The organism is Microbispora cellulosiformans, assembly GCF_008728085.1.
GTDB lineage: Bacteria > Actinomycetota > Actinomycetes > Streptosporangiales > Streptosporangiaceae > Microbispora > Microbispora amethystogenes.
The window spans coordinates 176,076-192,945 of sequence record NZ_VYTZ01000010.1; the positions used below are offsets into that span (position 1 = coordinate 176,076).

Annotated in this window: 12 protein-coding genes; 2 read left to right on the forward strand and 10 right to left on the reverse strand. The window is 74.3% G+C overall.

Going from position 1 to position 16,870, the window contains the following annotated elements; translation table 11 throughout:
• Positions 1-42: 42 nt before the first annotated feature.
• From F5972_RS26580 to aceB, 9 genes are all read right to left on the reverse strand, one after another.
• The gene (locus F5972_RS26580; protein WP_150937022.1) at positions 43-1,065 is read right to left on the reverse strand and encodes a CU044_5270 family protein; all 1,023 of its coding nucleotides are present in this window, start codon (positions 1,063-1,065) and stop codon (positions 43-45) included.
• A 2-nt stretch (positions 1,066-1,067) separates the two neighbouring features.
• On the reverse strand, positions 1,068-1,808 hold the full coding sequence (locus tag F5972_RS26585) for an RNA polymerase sigma factor (RefSeq protein ID WP_318527635.1): 741 nt from the start codon (positions 1,806-1,808) through the stop codon (positions 1,068-1,070).
• A gap of 106 nt (positions 1,809-1,914) precedes the next feature.
• Positions 1,915-3,903 (reverse strand): FHA domain-containing protein, encoded by a 1,989-nt coding sequence (locus F5972_RS26590; protein WP_150937024.1) that lies wholly within the window; start codon positions 3,901-3,903, stop codon positions 1,915-1,917.
• A gap of 103 nt (positions 3,904-4,006) precedes the next feature.
• Positions 4,007-4,243, reverse strand: coding sequence for a DUF2277 domain-containing protein (locus F5972_RS26595; RefSeq protein ID WP_150937026.1), 237 nt, complete (start codon positions 4,241-4,243; stop codon positions 4,007-4,009).
• Positions 4,244-4,332: 89 nt separating this feature from the next.
• On the reverse strand, positions 4,333-5,067 hold the full coding sequence (locus F5972_RS26600; RefSeq protein ID WP_150937028.1) for an IclR family transcriptional regulator: 735 nt from the start codon (positions 5,065-5,067) through the stop codon (positions 4,333-4,335).
• Entirely contained in the window at positions 5,064-6,335 is a 1,272-nt protein-coding gene (locus tag F5972_RS26605; RefSeq protein WP_150937030.1) for a (Fe-S)-binding protein, read from the reverse strand. The genes F5972_RS26600 and F5972_RS26605 overlap by 4 nt, the downstream gene beginning before the upstream one ends.
• Positions 6,335-7,897: an FAD-binding oxidoreductase gene (locus tag F5972_RS26615; protein ID WP_225311892.1), complete on the reverse strand. Its 1,563-nt coding sequence runs from the start codon at positions 7,895-7,897 to the stop codon at positions 6,335-6,337. Before F5972_RS26615 ends, F5972_RS26605 begins: the two co-directional genes overlap by 1 nt.
• Complete coding sequence (locus F5972_RS26620; RefSeq protein ID WP_150937032.1) at positions 7,897-9,348, reverse strand: FAD-linked oxidase C-terminal domain-containing protein; 1,452 nt, start codon at positions 9,346-9,348, stop codon at positions 7,897-7,899. The genes F5972_RS26615 and F5972_RS26620 overlap by 1 nt, the downstream gene beginning before the upstream one ends.
• Before the next feature lie 24 nt (positions 9,349-9,372).
• Positions 9,373-10,962, reverse strand: a complete 1,590-nt coding sequence (aceB, locus tag F5972_RS26625; RefSeq protein ID WP_150937034.1) for a malate synthase A — start codon at positions 10,960-10,962, stop codon at positions 9,373-9,375.
• Between the two features lie 145 nt (positions 10,963-11,107).
• Between aceB and F5972_RS26630 the strand changes: the two genes are divergently transcribed.
• Positions 11,108-11,794 (forward strand): DUF4097 family beta strand repeat-containing protein, encoded by a 687-nt coding sequence (locus tag F5972_RS26630; protein ID WP_150937037.1) that lies wholly within the window; start codon positions 11,108-11,110, stop codon positions 11,792-11,794.
• Between the two features lie 45 nt (positions 11,795-11,839).
• Here F5972_RS26630 and F5972_RS26635 read toward each other — a convergent pair whose 3' ends face one another.
• The gene (locus tag F5972_RS26635; RefSeq protein ID WP_225311894.1) at positions 11,840-13,195 is read right to left on the reverse strand and encodes an FAD-binding oxidoreductase; all 1,356 of its coding nucleotides are present in this window, start codon (positions 13,193-13,195) and stop codon (positions 11,840-11,842) included.
• Between the two features lie 153 nt (positions 13,196-13,348).
• Between F5972_RS26635 and F5972_RS26640 the strand changes: the two genes are divergently transcribed.
• Positions 13,349-16,705, forward strand: coding sequence for an AfsR/SARP family transcriptional regulator (locus F5972_RS26640; protein WP_150937039.1), 3,357 nt, complete (start codon positions 13,349-13,351; stop codon positions 16,703-16,705).
• Positions 16,706-16,870 lie beyond the last annotated feature (165 nt).

Below are 16,870 nucleotides of genomic sequence, written 5' to 3' on the forward strand. Positions count from 1 at the left end.
TGGGGCCCGCCGGGCGTACGGCGGGCGCTGGGGGCCGGGGGATCAGAGGCAGCCGCCGCGGGGGTCCTTCACCTCGGGCGCCGCGTCGTCGACTGTGACCTCCAGTTGCGCGGTGGAGGCCACGAGGCTCCCGGTGGGCGCCTTGGCCTCCTGCGCGTTCACCACGACGCCGCGCTCGCCGAGCAGCTCGTACGTGGCCGGGTCGAAGATGATCTCCTCGCGCACGCCGTTCGACACGCGGCCGACGCCGATGCCGGTGCGGCCCGCCGCGTCCCCCACGTTCTCGTTCACCGTGACCCCGGGGATCGTCGCGGCGGCCTTGAACAGCGCCGCCCGCTGCGGCGCCGGCACGTACGTCTCCCGCAGCAGGTCGCCCACGGCCGTCCACGCCCCCGCGTCGGACGGGACGTCGCCGTGCGGCCGGGCGTACAGGTAGGACCGCATCCTCTCCGGGTCCGCGGGCAGCTTCTTCAGCATGGTGTAGGCGGTGTCGCTCACCTTGTCGCAGGTCGGCAGCCCGACCCACTCCGTGCCCTTCTCCTGGTACGCCTCCGGAGGGATCGGCCACCCCGGATAGGCGCGGGGCTCCAGGTGTTCGATCTTGAGTGCGCCGTCCCTGGTGCCGTCGGCGGACAGCCAGATCGTCCGCTTCGTCCGGTAGAGGTAGCGGGACTCCTTCTCGTTCTCGCCCACTATGGAGGCCTCGTACATCGTCTGCGAGCCGACCTTGACGAACTGGTCGTCGCGCGGGGACAGATCGGTCACGGCGTCGGCCGCTTTGCCCAGCACCTCCTCCGCCGACATGGCCGACACCTTCGGCAGGGTCACGACCACCTCGCCGGCCCGTGTCGGGTGCGCGGGCCGGCCGGGCCCGGCGGCGGCCACGGCGACGACCCCCGCCCCGGCGAGCAGCGCGGCCCCGCCCGCCAGGAGCGCGTACGGGCGCGAGCGGACCGGCGGCCTGCCCGGGCCGGTCAGCCGCCGCCGTACGGCCGCCTTGGCGGAGAGGGAGTAGGGCGGCGCCTGCGGCCGCTCCCGGGCCACCAGGTCGATCTCGTCGATCATGATCAGTCCTCCTCGGGAAGGTCGAGATGGCGGCGCAGCTTCGCGCGCACGCGGTGCAGGCGTGAGCGCACCGTGCCGATGGGGATCCGCAGCGCCTCGGCCGCCTCCTCGTAGGAGAGGTCGGCCCAGGCGACCAGCAGGAGCAGGTCGCGTTCGGCGGACGACAGCCTTGCCAGGGCGGCCGCGAGGGCGGGCCGCAGCGCGGCGGCGCTCGCCCGCTCCGCTCCGCGCTCCTCCTCGTGGGCGCCGCGTTCGCCGGCGTCGTACGGGGCGCGGGCCAGCGCCCGCAGGCGGCGGACCTCCGCCCGGCGGTGCCCGGAGATGAGGTTGCCCGCGATGCCGTACAACCAGGGCCGGGCGTCCGGCCGGGAGGTGTCGTAGCGGTGCCGCTTCCGGAACGCCACGAAGAACGTCTCCGCGGTGACGTCGTCGGCGTGCTCGGGGCCGAGACGGCGACCGGCGTAGGCGTGGATCTCGTCCGCGTGCCGGTCGAAGACACCGGCGAACCGCTCCGGCGCGCTCAGCGACGCCTCGATCAGCCGGGCGTCGCTCGGCTCGCCGTCGTCCGGTTGATGGTCGTCCGGCCCGCCGCCGTTAACGCCGGGATACGTCGTCAGGGCGTGCTCCGGCTCGCCGTCGTCCGGCCCGCCGCCGTTCGCCTCGCCGGCGTCGCGGCTGCCGCCGGGCTGGCGAGCCGCCGCGGCCGAGGGGAGGCGGGTGCCGCCGGAGACCGTCCTCACCACCCGTTGTGTCCGTTCATAGGGGGAATCCTTCCGTGGGCGCCGTCGCGCCCTTCACCCCTACTCCGCCGGACGGCCCGGGCCGGTTCCGTGGTTCTCGAAGACGATGTCAGCCGGAGGGCAGCGTGTCGCCCGGTCCTCCGGCGACCCTTCCGGGCGGCCTGGCCTGCGCGTCCGCCCGCCGCGCGACGAGCGGCCTCTCGGCGGGAGGCGGCACGGCGGACGCCGCGGGGGGCGCCGCCGCGGAGACCGGCTGGTCGAAGATGTCGATGTCGACCTCCTCGCCGCCGACCGTCAGCGTCTCCCAGGCTCCGCTCACCAGCAGGGTGCGCAGCGTCTCGGTCCGCAGTTCGCGCAGGTGCCGGAGGAGGGTCGCGTCGTCGGGCATGCCGGGGATGCGTGGGGACAGCCGGTCGCGGATCTGCCGCAGGCGCTCCATCAGGGCGTCGATGTCCGCGTCCCGGTCCGAACCGGCGCGGCCCTCCTCGATGCCCTGGACGATCGTGTCCTTGATCGCCCGGGTGACCCCCTGCTCGTCGGTGGTCACCATCGCGTTCCACGCGCGGCTCTTGTGCCGATACTGCAGCATCGACATCGCCGCCTCGTGCCGTACGAAGTCGGCGTCGCGGAGCGGCCTGCCGCGCCAGTTGCGGTTGAGCGACCGGGCCAGCGAGATGGCCGACGCGAGCCCGCTGTTGAGGCCCCGCCCCGGCCAGAAGTGGATCGCGTTGGCCGCGTCCCCCAGGAGGAACCCGTACGTCCCCGGGGTGGTGGACGTGGGGGAGTACAACCGGGCGGTGAACCGCGGCCGCTGCACCATGTCCAGCCGGAAGGCGGTGACCGCGCTCACGTCGCCGTCGGCGACGCCGAAGAGCGCGAGCCCCTCCTTCGCCCGCCGCCACAGCGCCGAACCCCTGATCAGCGCGGGCAGGAACAGCGTGTGGTGGGTCGAGCAGTGGAAGTCGCCATCCTGGGTGCGCTCCATCAGGCAGGGACTGGAGGCGACGCACTCCTCGAACACGTGGCGGACAGGGTCGATGCCGACGACCTCCGCGGCCTCCTCGTCGGTGAGGCGCATGTTCAGGAAGCCCTCGCCGCGCAGCGAGTTCAGGAGGAACCGGTTCTGCGCCACGGTCAGCAGCACGATCGCCGGGTCGGGCAGGGCGGACTTCACCCGCAGCCCCAGCACCACGTCCTGCACGTGCCGGCCGTCGAGCGAGAAGATCGAGTCGTCGGCCCGGCCGAACCTGTCGGTGAAGTGCTCGCGGGTCCGCGAGCGCCCTCCCTCGCAGATGGCGAGCACGTGGTCCCTGGCCACGACGTCCTGGCGCTCGGCGGCGTCGAATCTCTCGGGCACCAGGCGGATGCGGGCGGACCTCTCGTTCGCCATCTCCAGCAGGGTGTCCTCGATGTAGGCGATGCGTATGTTCCGCGGGCCGTAGCCGCGGATCGAGTCCGGACCGGCCGGCCACATCTCGCTGTAGGACCCCTCGGTGAACAGGCGCGACTGGACGTCCTCCGGAAGGTTCAGATACTGGCGGCTCTGCACCGTCACGACCTGCTGCCGCCGGTTGTTGCCCTGCGTGGCGTCCTTCCACACGATCCGCGGCCCGTCCTCGGTCCAGCGGCCGTCGTAGATCGTGATGGCGACCCGGTGCCCCATGAGGTGTTCGAGGAGCAGGGCGAAGGCCAGCCCGACGGGCCCGCCGCCGGAGACGGTGACGTGCAGGACCTGCTCCGGTTCGACGTCCGGGACCGCCTGGCGGAACCGTCGCATCAGGGAGGTGTCCATGACCGTCTCGGAGTCGTCGAACGCCTCGAAGCGGAACGTCTCCCCTCCGATGCCGATCGTGTCGCCGGGCCGGAGCACATGCGTGGTGACACGCCTGCCGTTGACCAGCGTCCCGTTGCTGCTGCCCCGGTCCTGGAGCACGTAGCCCTCGGCCTCCCGGCGCACCTCCGCGTGGAAGCGGGAGGCTCTCTCGCTGGTGATCACCACACTGTTGTCGCCTCTGCGACCGAACGTGATCGGCTTGTCGTCGATCGGGAAACGCTGGCCGGCAAGTGGACCTTCATGCCCCACGATCGCAGGTGGCACCGGTCCGCCCCCTCTCCCTCGGAAACGCCGATGCGATCATTAATCGTGACATGCTTCCCGGCTGCCGCAAAGCGTCCCAGTCAGGACGCGCGATCGCCGATTCTCACCCCTGCGCGGGCGAGGCGGGGGCGGGCGTCCCGCGGACCCGCAGGGACGCCAGCAGTTCGGCGCTGACCCGCGCGATCTCCTCCACGGCGTGGTCGAACGCCTCGGCGTTGTGCGCGGCGGGCGCGCGGAAGCCGGAGATCTTCCGTACGTACTGCAGGGCCGCCGCCCGGATGTCCTCCTCGGTCACCTCGTCGGTGAAGGGCGGGCGCAGGGTCTTGATGCTTCGGCACATGAGCCCATACTGACCCATCCGAGGCCGTCCCGGTCGGCGACGTCGATCCAGGTGCGTCGAACCAGGTGCGTCGATCCAGGAGTGCCGGGTCAGGAGCGGAAGACGGCGGTGCCGAAGTCCTCGGCGACCTTGCGCAGCATCGTGGCCAGTTCCTCGCGGTCGATCGCGTCGATGCGCTCGGCCGGGCCCGACACCGACAGCGCCGCGAAGGTCCGCCCGCCGTCGTGGACCGGCACGGCCATGCAGTGCACGCCGCTCTCCTCCTCGCCCAGGTCCAGCGCGTACCCCCGGGAGCGGACCCGGCCGAGCTCCGCCTGCATCTCCTCCGGCACCGTGATCGTCCGGTCCGTACGGCGGGGCAGGCCGGTGCGCCGGAACACCGCCGCCGCGTCGGCGCGCCCGGCCAGCAGCGCCTTGCCCACGGCCGTGCTGTGCGGCAGCACCCGGCGGCCGACCTCGGCGAACATCCGCAGCCTGCGCGGCGAGGGCACCTGGGCCACGTAGACGACGAAATCCCCCTCCAGCACGGCGAGGTTGGCCGTCTCCCCGGACAGCTCGACCAGCCGGGTGAGGTACGGCTCGGCCCAGACCGCCAGCATCCGCTCCGCCACCCCGCCGATCCGCACCAGCGCGCCGCCCAGGGCGTACCGCCGGTCGGACTCCTGCCGGACGTACCCCCGGGCGAGCAGCGTCTGTAACAACCGGTGGATCGTTCCGTACGGCAGGCCGGTCCGCGCCGCGATCTCCGACAACCCGGCCTGGCCGCCCTGCTCCGCCAGGGCCTCCAGGACGTCAAGCGCCCGGTCGACGCTCTGCACGCTCACCGCATCATCCTCCTGGGCTTCGGGGGCCGCCCCAGCACACCGGGATCGAGCCCGCGCAGCGAGGCGTCGAGCACCTCGGCCGTGTGCGCGACCCGGATCTCGCCGCCGCCCGCCCTGCGGACCGCCGCCGCGATCTGCATGGAGCATCCCGGGTTGGCTGACACCAGCACGCCGGCGCCGGTCGCGAGCACCCGCTCCGCCTTGCGGTCGCCCAGTTCCCTGGCCGCCGCCGGCTGGAAGAGGTTGTAGGTGCCCGCCGACCCGCAGCAGATCGCCGAGTCGGCGACCTCCCGTAACTCCAGGCCGGGTACGGCGCGCAGCAGGTCGCGCGGCTGCGCGCGCACGCCCTGGGCGTGGGCCAGGTGGCAGGCGTCGTGGTAGGCGACCGAGACCGGCAGCGGGCGCCGCTCGGCGGCCGGTCCGAGCTCGGCCAGGAACTCCGCCAGGTCGAGGACCGGCAGCGCCCGGGCACGGGCCGCCCAGGCGGGTTCGTCCGCGAGCACCTCGGCGTAGGTCTTCATGCTCGACCCGCAGCCGGCGGCGTTGACGACGACCGCGTCCACACCCGCCCGGCCGAACACCGCGACCGTACGGCGGGCGAACCGCCTCGCCTCGGCCTCACGGCCGGAGTGCAGCGACAGCGCGCCGCAGCAGCCCTGCCGGGGCGGGATCACCACGTCGCAGCCCTCCAGCGCGAGCACCCGCGCCGTGGCCGCGTTGACCTGCGGGAAGAACTCGCCCTGCACGCAGCCGGTGAGCAGCCCGACCCTGGCCCTGCGCGGCCCCCGCGCCCGGACCAGCGGCGGCAGCCGTACGGCCCGGGGGACGGCGGCGGGGGCGAGTTCGGCCATCGCGCCGAGAGAGGGGTTCACCCGCTCCAGGAACGGCTGGAGACGCCTGCCCAGCCGCATCGGCAGCCGCATCGCCCGCAGCCTGCGCCGGTAGGGGAACAACGCGAACACCAGGGCCCTGACCGCCCGCTCGTCCGGGTGGCGCACGTGCTCCCGCTCGACCACGGCCCTCGTCTGCTCGATCAGCCGGTCGTACCGCACCCCGGACGGGCACGCGGTGACGCACGCCATGCAGCCGAGGCAGGCGTCGAAGTGCCCGGCCATCGCGCCGGTGAGCGGAGTGCCCTCGGCGTGCTGCCCCATCAAATGGATACGCCCGCGCGGTGAGTCCATCTCCTCGCCCCACAGCACGTACGTCGGACAGGTGGGCAGGCAGAACCCGCAGTGCACGCAATCCTTGATCAGCTCGGGGTCCATCAGAGCCCTCCCACGAAGCGGCCGGGGGAGAGCCGGCGGCCGGGGTCGAACCGCTCCTTGACCCGCCGCATCAGCGGCAGCGCGCCGACGCGCCCCCACCGGTCCAGACGGCGCGCGGCCTCCACCGGCGCGCAGAGCACGACCACCCGGCCCTCGTCCTCCAGGTGCGCGCGCAGTTCACCGGTGAAGGCGGCGACGCGGCCGGGCTCGGTGCCCGGCGGCAGGGCGACGTGGAGCACCTGAGCGGCCAGCGAGCCGCGTACGGCCGGGCGGACGCCCGCCGCGCGGGCCGCCCGGAAGGGGCCGACGAAGCTCCCCGCTAGCCGGGAGGGGACGTTCCTCACCTCCAGCAGGATCTCCCCGCTGTCAGAGGGGCTGGAAGAGGCCCGGCCGTCCGGCGCCGTGGCTTCCGCACCGAGTGACCCGGCCGGACCGGCTTCGGCTGGTGGTGACGGGCTGACCGCCCGGCCGCCGATCGTGATGCCGACCATCGGCGCGTCAGGCTCCGGCCCCTCGGCGGGCGGCCCGGGCAGGCGTCCCCACCAGGGTGGCGGCTGCTCGCTCACCTCGGCCGTGCCGCCCATCAGGGCCGACAGGGCCTTCGCGCGCTCGGCGGCGGCGGAGCCCTCGACGAGGACCGCCACCGTGCAGAGGCCGTCCACGTCGGGCCAGTCGACCTCGACGGCGCTCGGCTCCAGCGGCGACTCGGTGATCGCGGGCACCATCGCCCGCAGCGCGGCGGCCACGTCGGTGGAGGTGGTGTCGAGCGTCTTCCCCTCGTACACATACGGCTGGACGGTCTCCGTCACCGGCCGTCCGACGGACGCCGTCACCCAGGCGCGGGCGGCGGGCAGCGGTCGCAGGCGGAAGGTCGCGTCCGCGATGATCCCCAGGGTGCCGTACGAGCCGGTGAAGAGCTTGCCGAGGTCATACCCGGCGACGTTCTTGACGACCTTCCCGCCGGACCTGGCGATCGTGCCGTCGGCCAGCACGACGGTGATCCCGATCAGCAGGTCGCGAGCGGTGCCGTGACGGAACCCGCGCGGCCCGGCGATCCCGGTCGCCAGCAGCCCGCCGACCGTGGTGCCCGGCACCGGCACGTCGAGCGCGAGTTCCTGGTGCTCCGCCGCGAGGGCGCTCGCCAGCGCCTCCGCGGTCACCCCGGCCTGGACCCGTACGACCAGGTCGCCCGGCGTGTGCTCCAGCACCCGGTTCATGCGTCCCAGGTCCACGAGCACGTCGCAGCGCTCGGGCGGGGCGGCCCAGTGCAGCTTGGTCCGGCCGCCCGTCGCGACGGCCGCCAGGTCGTGCGCCGCGCAGGCGCGCAGGACGGCCGCGATCTCCTCGGCCGACTCGGGCAGGGTGACCCAGCGCGGCCGGACGCCCGCGACCTCGTCCCCGTCGCCCGCCTCGCGCACGGTCACGCCGGTCGCCGCGAGCGCGTCTCCGGCTCCGCTCGCCTCCACAGCGCCCCGCGTGCCGGGCGTGTCCCCGGCGTCCGGGCCGGGCCGGCTCGTGCCAGCCGAGGGGTCCAGGGGGTCGGGCGTCCCTTCTCCGTACATCAGAACTGCTCCGCCAGACCGGCCTCCACCAGTGGGTGCACGCCCGTGCGCACTCCCGGCGCCTCCCCGCACAGCCGGGGGGTGGGGAAGACCTTGCCGGGGTTGGCCAGCCCCTCCGGGTCGAACGCGCACCGCAGAAGCTGCATCGTGCCGAGGTCGTCCTCGGTGAACATCCGGGGCATGTAGCGGGCCTTGTCCACCCCCACGCCGTGCTCCCCGGTGATCGAGCCGCCGTGCTCGACGCACAGGTCGAGGATGCGCCCGCTGACGATCTCGGCGCGCTCGCGCTCACCGGGCACGGCGTCGTCGAACAGCACGAGGGGATGGAGGTTGCCGTCGCCCGCGTGGAAGACGTTCGCCACCCGGATGCCGTACTCCTCCTGCAGCCGGTCGATGCCCGCGAGCACGCGCGGCAGCGCGGTCCGCGGCACCACCCCGTCCTGCACGATGTACGCCGGGCTGATCCGGCCGACGGCCGCGAACGCCGACTTGCGGCCCTTCCAGATCGCCGCGCGCTCCTCGGCGGAGGCGGCCGTCCGGATCTCGAAGGCGCCGCTGTCGCGGCAGATGCGTTCGACGGCCGCGAACTGGTGCTCCACCTCGGCGCGCGGCCCGTCCAGCTCGACCACCAGCACCGCTCCCGCCCCGGCCGGGTAGCCGCAGCGGACGGCGGCCTCCGCCGCCTCGATCGCCAGCGCGTCCATCATCTCGATCGCCGCCGGGACCACGCCCGCCGCGATGATCGCCGACACCGCCCGGCCGCCGGCCTCGATGCCGGTGAAGGCGGCGAGCAGGGTCGTCACCGCCTCCGGCGCCCGCGACAGCCGTACGGTGATCTTCGTGGCGATGCCGAGCGTGCCCTCCGAGCCGACGAACGCGCCGAGCAGGTCGTAGCCGGGATCGCCGGCGGACAGCTCCACGACGTCCCCGTCGGGCGTGACGATCTCGGCGGCGAGCACGTGGTTCACCGTGAAGCCGTACTTGAGGCAGTGGGCGCCGCCCGAGTTCTCCGCCACGTTCCCGCCGATCGAGCAGATCTGCTGGCTGGAGGGGTCGGGGGCGTAGTAGTAGCCCTGGTCGCGGACCGCCTCGGTGATGGCGAGGTTCGTCACCCCGGGCTCCACCACGGCCCGGCGGCCCGGGATGTCGATCTCGACGATCCGCCGCATGCGGGAGGTGACGACCAGCACGCCGTCCGCGCGGGGGAGGGCGCCGCCCGACAGGCCCGTGCCCGATCCCCGCGCGACGAACGGCACGCCGTGCTCGCGGCACAGCCGTACGACGGCCGCGACCTGCTCGGTGGTCTCGGGCAGCACGACCACGCCGGGGGTGGCCCGGTGGACGGTCAGCCCGTCGCACTCGTAGGTGCGCAGCCGCACCGGGTCGGTCACCACCGCGTCCGGCGGGAGCACGGCGGTCAGCCGCGCCGTCAGCCGTTCGAGCACGGACATGGGTTCTCGCTCTCGCTCACATCGTCACGGCATCCGCCTGTACGCGGGAAGCGTGAGGAACTCCGCGAAGTCGTCGTCAAGGGCGACCTCCTTGAACAGCGCCGTGGCCTGCCGGTAGAGCTCCTCGTCGTAGCCCGGTTCGGCGGCGATGCCGGCGAGCTCCTCCTCGATGATCCGCTCGACCAGCTCGCGTGTCACCACCTCGCCCGTGTCGGCCAGCGTGATGTCGTTGTGGATCCACTGCCAGACCTGCGATCGGGAGATCTCGGCGGTCGCGGCGTCCTCCATGAGGTTGTGGATCGCCGCGGCGCCGTTGCCGCCCATCCAGGCCGCGAGGTAGCGCAGGCCGACGTCCACGTTGCCGCGCAGCCCCGCCTCGGTGATCTCGCCGGGGGTCTTCGACACCGACAGCAGGTCCTCGGCGGTGACGTTGACGTCCTCGCGCAGCCGGTCGAGCTGGTTGGGCCGGTCGCCGAGCACGCCGTCGAACACCTCCCGGCAGATCGGGACGAGGTCGGGGTGGGCCACCCAGGAGCCGTCGAAGCCGTCGCCCGACTCGCGCGTCTTGTCGGCCCGCACCTTCTCCAGCGCGACCCTGTTGACCTCGGGGTCGCGGCGGGAGGGGATGAAGGCCGCCATGCCGCCGATCGCGTGCGCGCCGCGCTTGTGGCAGGTGCGCACCAGCAGCTCGGTGTAGGCCCGCATGAACGGCGCGGTCATCGTCACCGCGTTGCGCTCGGGCAGCAGGAACTCGCGGCCCCGGGTGCGGAACTTCTTGATGACGCTGAACAGGTAGTCCCAGCGGCCGGCGTTGAGGCCCGCCGAGTGCTCGCGCAGCTCGTAGAGGATCTCCTCCATCTCGAACGCCGCCGGGTACGTCTCGATCAGCACGGTCGCCCGGATCGTGCCCCGGGGAACGCCGAGCAGCTCCTGGGCCCTGACGAACACGTCGTTCCAGAGCCGCGCCTCCAGGTGCGACTCCATCTTCGGCAGGTAGAAGTACGGCCCGCGGCCCTTGGCGATCTGCCGCGCGGCGCAGTGGAAGAAGTAGAGCCCGAAGTCGACCAGCGACGCGGACATCTCGGCGCCGTCCGCCAGGATGTGCTTCTCCGGCAGGTGCCAGCCGCGTGGGCGGACCACGACCGTCGCCAGCTCCTCGTCCGGCCGCAGCGCGTACGTCTTGCCGCCCGACTCGAAGTCGATCGTACGGTCGAGGGCGTCGCGCAGGTTGAGCTGGCCGTTGACCGTGTTCTCCCAGGTCGGAGAGTTGGCGTCCTCGAAGTCGGCGAGCCAGACCTTGGCGCCCGAGTTGAGCGCGTTGATCGTCATCTTGCGGTCGACCGGCCCGGTGATCTCGACCCGGCGGTCCTCCAGCCCGGGGGCGGGCGGGGCGACCCGCCATTCGGCCGCGCGGACGTGGGCGGTCCCGGGAAGGAAGTCGAGCGTGCCCCCCGCGGACAGCTCCGCCTGCCGCGCCCGGCGGGCGGCGAGCAGCTCCCGCCGGCGGGGGTCGAACTCGCGCTGCAGGGTGGCCACGAAGCCGAGGGCCTCGGGGGTGAGGATCTCGTCGAACCGGTCCAGCAGGGGTCCTGTGATCTCGACACCTTCCACCATTTCCACCCTCCGGAAAAGTTATTCTGAATGGTGGAATCGACGCTACGTCAGGGTGCCGCCGGGGGTCAACGTGAGGGCCACACCAGGGACGGCCTAGGGCCTTCCCTGATGGGAGCCGGCGCACGCGTGCCGGAGGATCGGGAACATGAAGAAGACAACCCTGGCCGTCGCGGGGGCCGCCCTGGGGCTGACCCTGACCGTGACGGCGTGCGGCGGGACGCTGGGCTTCGGCGGGGAACAGGCCGTGCAGTCCTACGACGTGAAGGACGCGGTGACCCTCGTCGACGCGCACACCGGCTCGGGCGACGTCGTGGTGAGCGAGAGCGACAGGTCCGGGATCCACGTCACCGAGACCCTGCACTGGTGGGGCACCAGGCCGAAGACCGAGGACGGGCACTCCGTGGACGGCGGCACGCTCACGCTGAAATACAAGTGCGGCCGGTGCTCGGTGGACTACAAGGTGGAGGTGCCGCGCGGGCTGGCCGTCAAGATCGATACCGGCTCGGGGGACCTGACCCTGCGGAACCTGACCGGCCAGGTCGAGGCGTCGACCGGCTCCGGCGACGTCGACGCCCGCGGTCTCGCCGCGAAGGAGGTCAACGCCCGGACCGGGTCCGGTGACGTCACGCTCCGCTTCACGGCGGCCCCCGCCGACGTGCAGGCCGTGACGGGCTCGGGCGACGGCAAGGTCTGGCTCCCGGACGGCGCCTACGCCATCGACGCGACGACGGGAAGCGGCGGCCGCCGGGTCGACTTCGCGGAGGACGACTCGGCGCCGAACAAGATCGTCGTCAGGGCGGGCTCGGGCGACGCCGAGGTGCGCAAGCTCTGACCGCCGCTGTGATCGCCGCTGTGATCATCGCTGTGACCGGCGCTACTACTGGGCGGACACCGGCTTGTTGCTGCGGAAGACGCCGTGCGGGTCCCGGCGGCGCTTGATCTCGCGCAGGCGGGCCAGCGTCTCCGCGTCGAACGCGGAGGCGGCGGTCTCGTCCGCGTGGAGATAGGTGAACGGCTTGCGGCCGGTCGTGTGCGGTGCCACGGAGCGGGCGATCTCCGCCAGCCGCGCGTGCACCGCCCGCCCGCCCTCGGGTGACATGACCGGCCCGATCATGCCCAGGGCGTACGGCTCGGCGATGTGCCCGCACGCGCCGCCGCCGGCGGCCGGCCGGCGCAGCGCGCCACCCAGGTGACGCACCTGCACGCTCGCCAGCGGCGCGATGTCGCCGGCGGCGGCGAGCAGATCGCCCGCCACGGTGTCGTCGAGACCGGTCAGCAGCTCGCCGCGGCCCGCGCCGGGCACCGGATGCGTCGGCTCGGCGCAGATGCCGCCGAGCTCGTCCAGCGGCATGGCGGCACGGCTGTCGAGCAGCAGGCCGGGAACGCCCTCGAACCGCCGGAGCAGGGCGCGTCCCTCCTCCTCGCCGCCGAGGAACGTCGTGTCCACCGCGACCGCGGCCAGGCCGCGCAGCGGCTCGGGGACCTGCGGCACCGGGGGGAACCTCACCATCGTGAACCAGACGGTCAGCTCCGCGGGGGCGCCGGCCGTCACCTCCCGGAACGCGGCGAGCAGCTCGGGCGCCCGGTCGGCGGGCCACAGCATCCGTCCTCCGTACAGCCGGGGGGCGGGGTGCAGGTCCAGCTCGACCGAGGTCACCAGCGCGAAGTCGCCGCCGCCGCCGCGCAGCGCCCAGAACAGGTCAGGGTCGGAGTCCGCCGTGACGCGGGCGGGCACGCCGTCGGCGCCGACCGTCTCGAAGGCGCGCACGCCGTCGGCGGCCCAGCCGTACCTGCGGGCGAACCAGCTCAGCCCGCCGCCGAGGGAGTAGCCCACGACGCTCACCACGGGCGAGCTTCCGGGCAGGCCCGTGAGCCCGTGTTTGCCCGTCGCCGTGAGCAGCTCGCCCCACTGCACGCCGGCCCCCACTCTGGCGACACGGCGCTCCGGATCGACCTCGATACCGCGCAGCCGGCCGGTGCGCACCAGGATCGTCCCGTCCAGGCTGGTCGTGGCGCCGTGCCCGCCCGGCTGCGCCGCCACGGCCAGGCCCGCCAGCGCCGCGTGCCGGACGACGACGGCGGCGTCGGCCGCGTCCTCGATCTCCACGACCGCCCGGACCCGCTGGTCGACCGCTCGGTTCCAGGGCAGCCGGGCGGTCTCGAAGATCGGGTCGCCGGGCACGTGGACCTGGCCGCGCACCATCCGCCGCAGATCGCTTTCCAAGGTAGACACGATCGTCCTTCCGTTCGATGTTCCGGGGAGTCGGAGAACATCCTGCGAGGGAAGGCTTGCGGCCGATTAGGAAACGGCTAGTCGCGCGCTGTTCGTGCGGTGGCGGGTCCGGCAATACGCTACGAACCGGACTCTTCGCTCTCATGAGGAAAAATGGACTTTCGCCTGTTCGGCCCGCTGGAGGTCGTCGACTCGTCCGGCCGTGCCGTCGACGTCGGCACCCCCAAGCGGCGCGCCGTTCTGGCCATGCTCGCCCTGGAAGCCGGACGCGTCGTCTCGCTCGACCGCCTCATCGACGAACTGTGGTCGGGGGAGGCGCCCGCCAGCGCCACCGGGACCCTGCAGGCGTACATCTCCCAGCTTCGCCGGGCGCTGGAGCCCGGCAGGGCGCCGCGCACGCCGCCGCGGGTCCTCCTCACCCGCGAGCCCGGCTACCTGCTGGCCATCGCGCCGGGCCAGGTGGACCTGGCCCGCTTCGCCGCGCTGGCCGAGGACGGCCGCCGGATGCTGGCGAGGGGCGCGCCCGGTGAGGCGGCCGACCTGCTGCGCCGCTCCCTGGAGACGTGGCGCGGCGAGCCGCTCGCCGAGTTCACGGCGTACGAGTTCGGCCGGCCGGTGGTCGCGCGGCTGGCGGAGCTGCGGGCCGCCGTGACGGAGGACTGGTTCGAGGCCCGGCTGGCGCTCGGTGACGCGGCGTCGTGCGTGCCCGACCTCGAACGCCTGGTGGAGGACCACCCCTACCGGGAACGGCTGTGGGGGCTGCTCGTGCTCGCCCTCTACCGGTCGGGCCGGCAGGCCGACGCCCTCGCGGCGCTGCGCAGGGTCCGGGCGCTGCTGGACGGCGAGCTGGGCCTGGAGCCCGGCCCCGAGCTGCGCCGGCTGGAGCAGGCCGTCTTCGGCCAGGCGCCCGAGCTCGACGGCGCCGGCCCCGCCCTCCTCACCCCGGCCGCCGAGCCGGGGGCGGCGGCGCCGGTCGGGACGACGGTGGTGCCGCCCGGGACGACCGCGGCGCCGGTCGTCCACGCCGGGCTCGTCGCCCGGCGCGAGCAGACCGGCCGCGTCGCCACCCGGCTCGCCGAGGCGCGGCGGGGGCGCGGCGGCGTGCTGCTGGTCGCCGGGGAGGCGGGCATCGGCAAGACCCGCCTCGCCGAGGCGGCGGCCGGCGAGGCGGCCGCCCTGGGGATGACGGTCGCCTGGGGCCGCTGCGCGGAGGACACCGGCGCACCCGCGTTCTGGCCCTGGCTGGGGGTCCTGCGCGACCTCGGCCGGGACCGGCGGGCGGACGTGGCGGAGGCGCTCGCCGCCCTGTCCGGAGGCCCTCCCGATGACGCCCCGGCCGACGCGGCGGGCGGCGACGACCCCCGCAGGGTCCTGTTCGAGCTGCACGAACGCGTGACCGCCGTACTGGGGGCGGCGGGTCCGGCGCTGCTCGTCCTCGACGACCTGCACTGGGCCGACGCGTCGTCCCTGCGCCTGCTCGCCTTCGCGGCCGGGGAGCTGCACCGGGCGCCGGTGCTGGTGCTGGCGACGATCCGCCCCGAGCCCGGCGGCGACCCCGAGCAGCTCCGAGACACGCTGGCCGCGCTCGCCCGCGAACGCGGCGTGGAGCGGCTCACGCTGCCGCCGTTCACGCGGGAGGACGTCGCCGCCTACCTCGCCGGGCGGGACCTGCCGGACGGGCGGCTCGCCGCGCTGCTCCACGAGCGCACCGGGGGCAACCCCTTCTACCTGGGCGAGCTGATCCGGCTGCTGGACAGCGAGCACCGGCTGGACGCCGCGTCCCTCGGCGTCCCCGAGGGCGTGCGCGAGGTCATCGGCCGCCGCGTCGGACGGCTGCCGGAGGAGACCCGCGCGCTGCTGGAGGCGGCCGCCGTGCTCGGCCGGGAGGTGAGCTTCGACGCGCTGGAGACCTCCTGCGGCCTGGGCGCGGAGGAGGTGATGCTGCGTCTCGAACCGGCCGTGGCGACGGGCCTGCTCGTCGAGGTGCCCGGCGGCTTCGACTATCGGTTCTCACACGCCCTCGTGCGCGACGCCCTCTACGCGGGCCTCGGCCGGGCGCGCGCGGCGCGGCTGCACCTGCGCGCCGGAGAGGCGCTGGAGAGCCTTCCGGGCGTGGAGGTGTCCGTCCTCGCGCATCACTTCGGGGCGGCCTCCCGGGCGGGCGGCGCCGTCAAGGCCGTGGAGTACGCCGTCCGGGCCGCCCGGCAGGCCGCGGCCCGCTGCGCGTACGACGAGGCGGCGGACTGGTGGGGCAGGGCCGTCGACGCGCTCGGCCCGGGTGACCCCGCCCGGCGCTGCGCGCTGCTGGTGCGCCGCGGCGAGGCGCTGCGCGTGGTCGGTGACGTCGCCGGGGGAAGGAAGGCGCTGGAGGAGGCGATCATGCTCGCCGCGGGAATCGGCGAGCGCGCGACGCTGATCGAGGCCGTCACCGCGTTCGGCGGCATGTCGGTGTGGAACTGGCGCCACTACGGCGTCGTGGACGGCGAGACGGTGGCCCTGCTGGAGCGCCTGCTGCGGGAGCCGCTCGGCGACGTGGAGCGCGCCACCCTGCTGGGCACCCTCGGTATGGAGCTGTACTACTCCCCGCGCAGGGCCGAGGGGGAGCGGCTGGCGGCCGACGGCGTGCGGCTGGCCCGCCGCACCGGCGACCCCCGCCTGCTGGCCCGCTCGCTCAACAACTACCTGGTCGCCGCCTGGGTTTCCGAGAGGGAGGACGAGCGCCGCCGCGCGGTCGAGGAGATGCTCGCCCTGCCCCTTGGCCCGGCGGAGGAGACCGTCGCCCGCGTCTTCCGCATGGCCCACCTGCTGCGGGCGGGCGAGCTCGCGGAGTGGGATCGCGACCTGGCCCGCTGCACGCGGCTGACGGACGAGATCAGGCGGCCCGAGCTGACCGGGATGGCCCGCATCGCCGAGGCCGCCGGCCGCACGACGCGGGGCGACTGGGCGGCGGCCGAACGCCTCGCGGACGAGTTCACCTCGCTGATCGCGGGTTTCAGCATGTGGGGCCTCGACTACCCCGGCATGATCACCCTCTACACCTGCCGCCGCGAGCAGGGCCGGGTGGGGGAGGTGGCCGACCGGCTCGTGTCCCGGGCGCACGACCCCGACATGGTGCCGCTGCGCCCGGTCGCCGCGCTGGCCGCCCTCGACGCGGGCGACCCCGCCCTCGCCCGGAGGCTGTCGGAGCGCTGGGGCGGGGAGATCCGCGACGACTGGACCACCGAGTTCCTCGCCGTCGTGTGGGGCCACCTCGCCGCCCGGCTCGGCGTGCCCGATCCCGCCGCCCTTTACCGCAGGCTCGCGCCGTACGGGGAACGGCTCGTGGTGAGCGGCATGGGCGGCGCCGGATGGGGCTCGACCCACCTGGTCCTGGCCGAACTCGCGGACGCCACGGGCGGCCGCGACCTCGCCCTGCGTCACGCGCGGCGGGCGCACGAGGCGCACCTGCGCCTGGGCCTGGACCACTGGGCGGGGCGGAGCGCGCGTCTCCTCGCCGAGCTGGACGGCTGAGCCCGCCTCACCCGCGGCCCCCGACACCCCAGTTTCCGCCACCCCAGTCTCCGTCCCCCCCAAGTCTCCGTCCCCCCCAAGTCCCCGTCCCCCCAGTCCCCGTCCCCCCAGTCCCCGTCACCCGAGGACGGGGTGGTTGCCGGCGAGGACGCCGTCCGGGTCGCG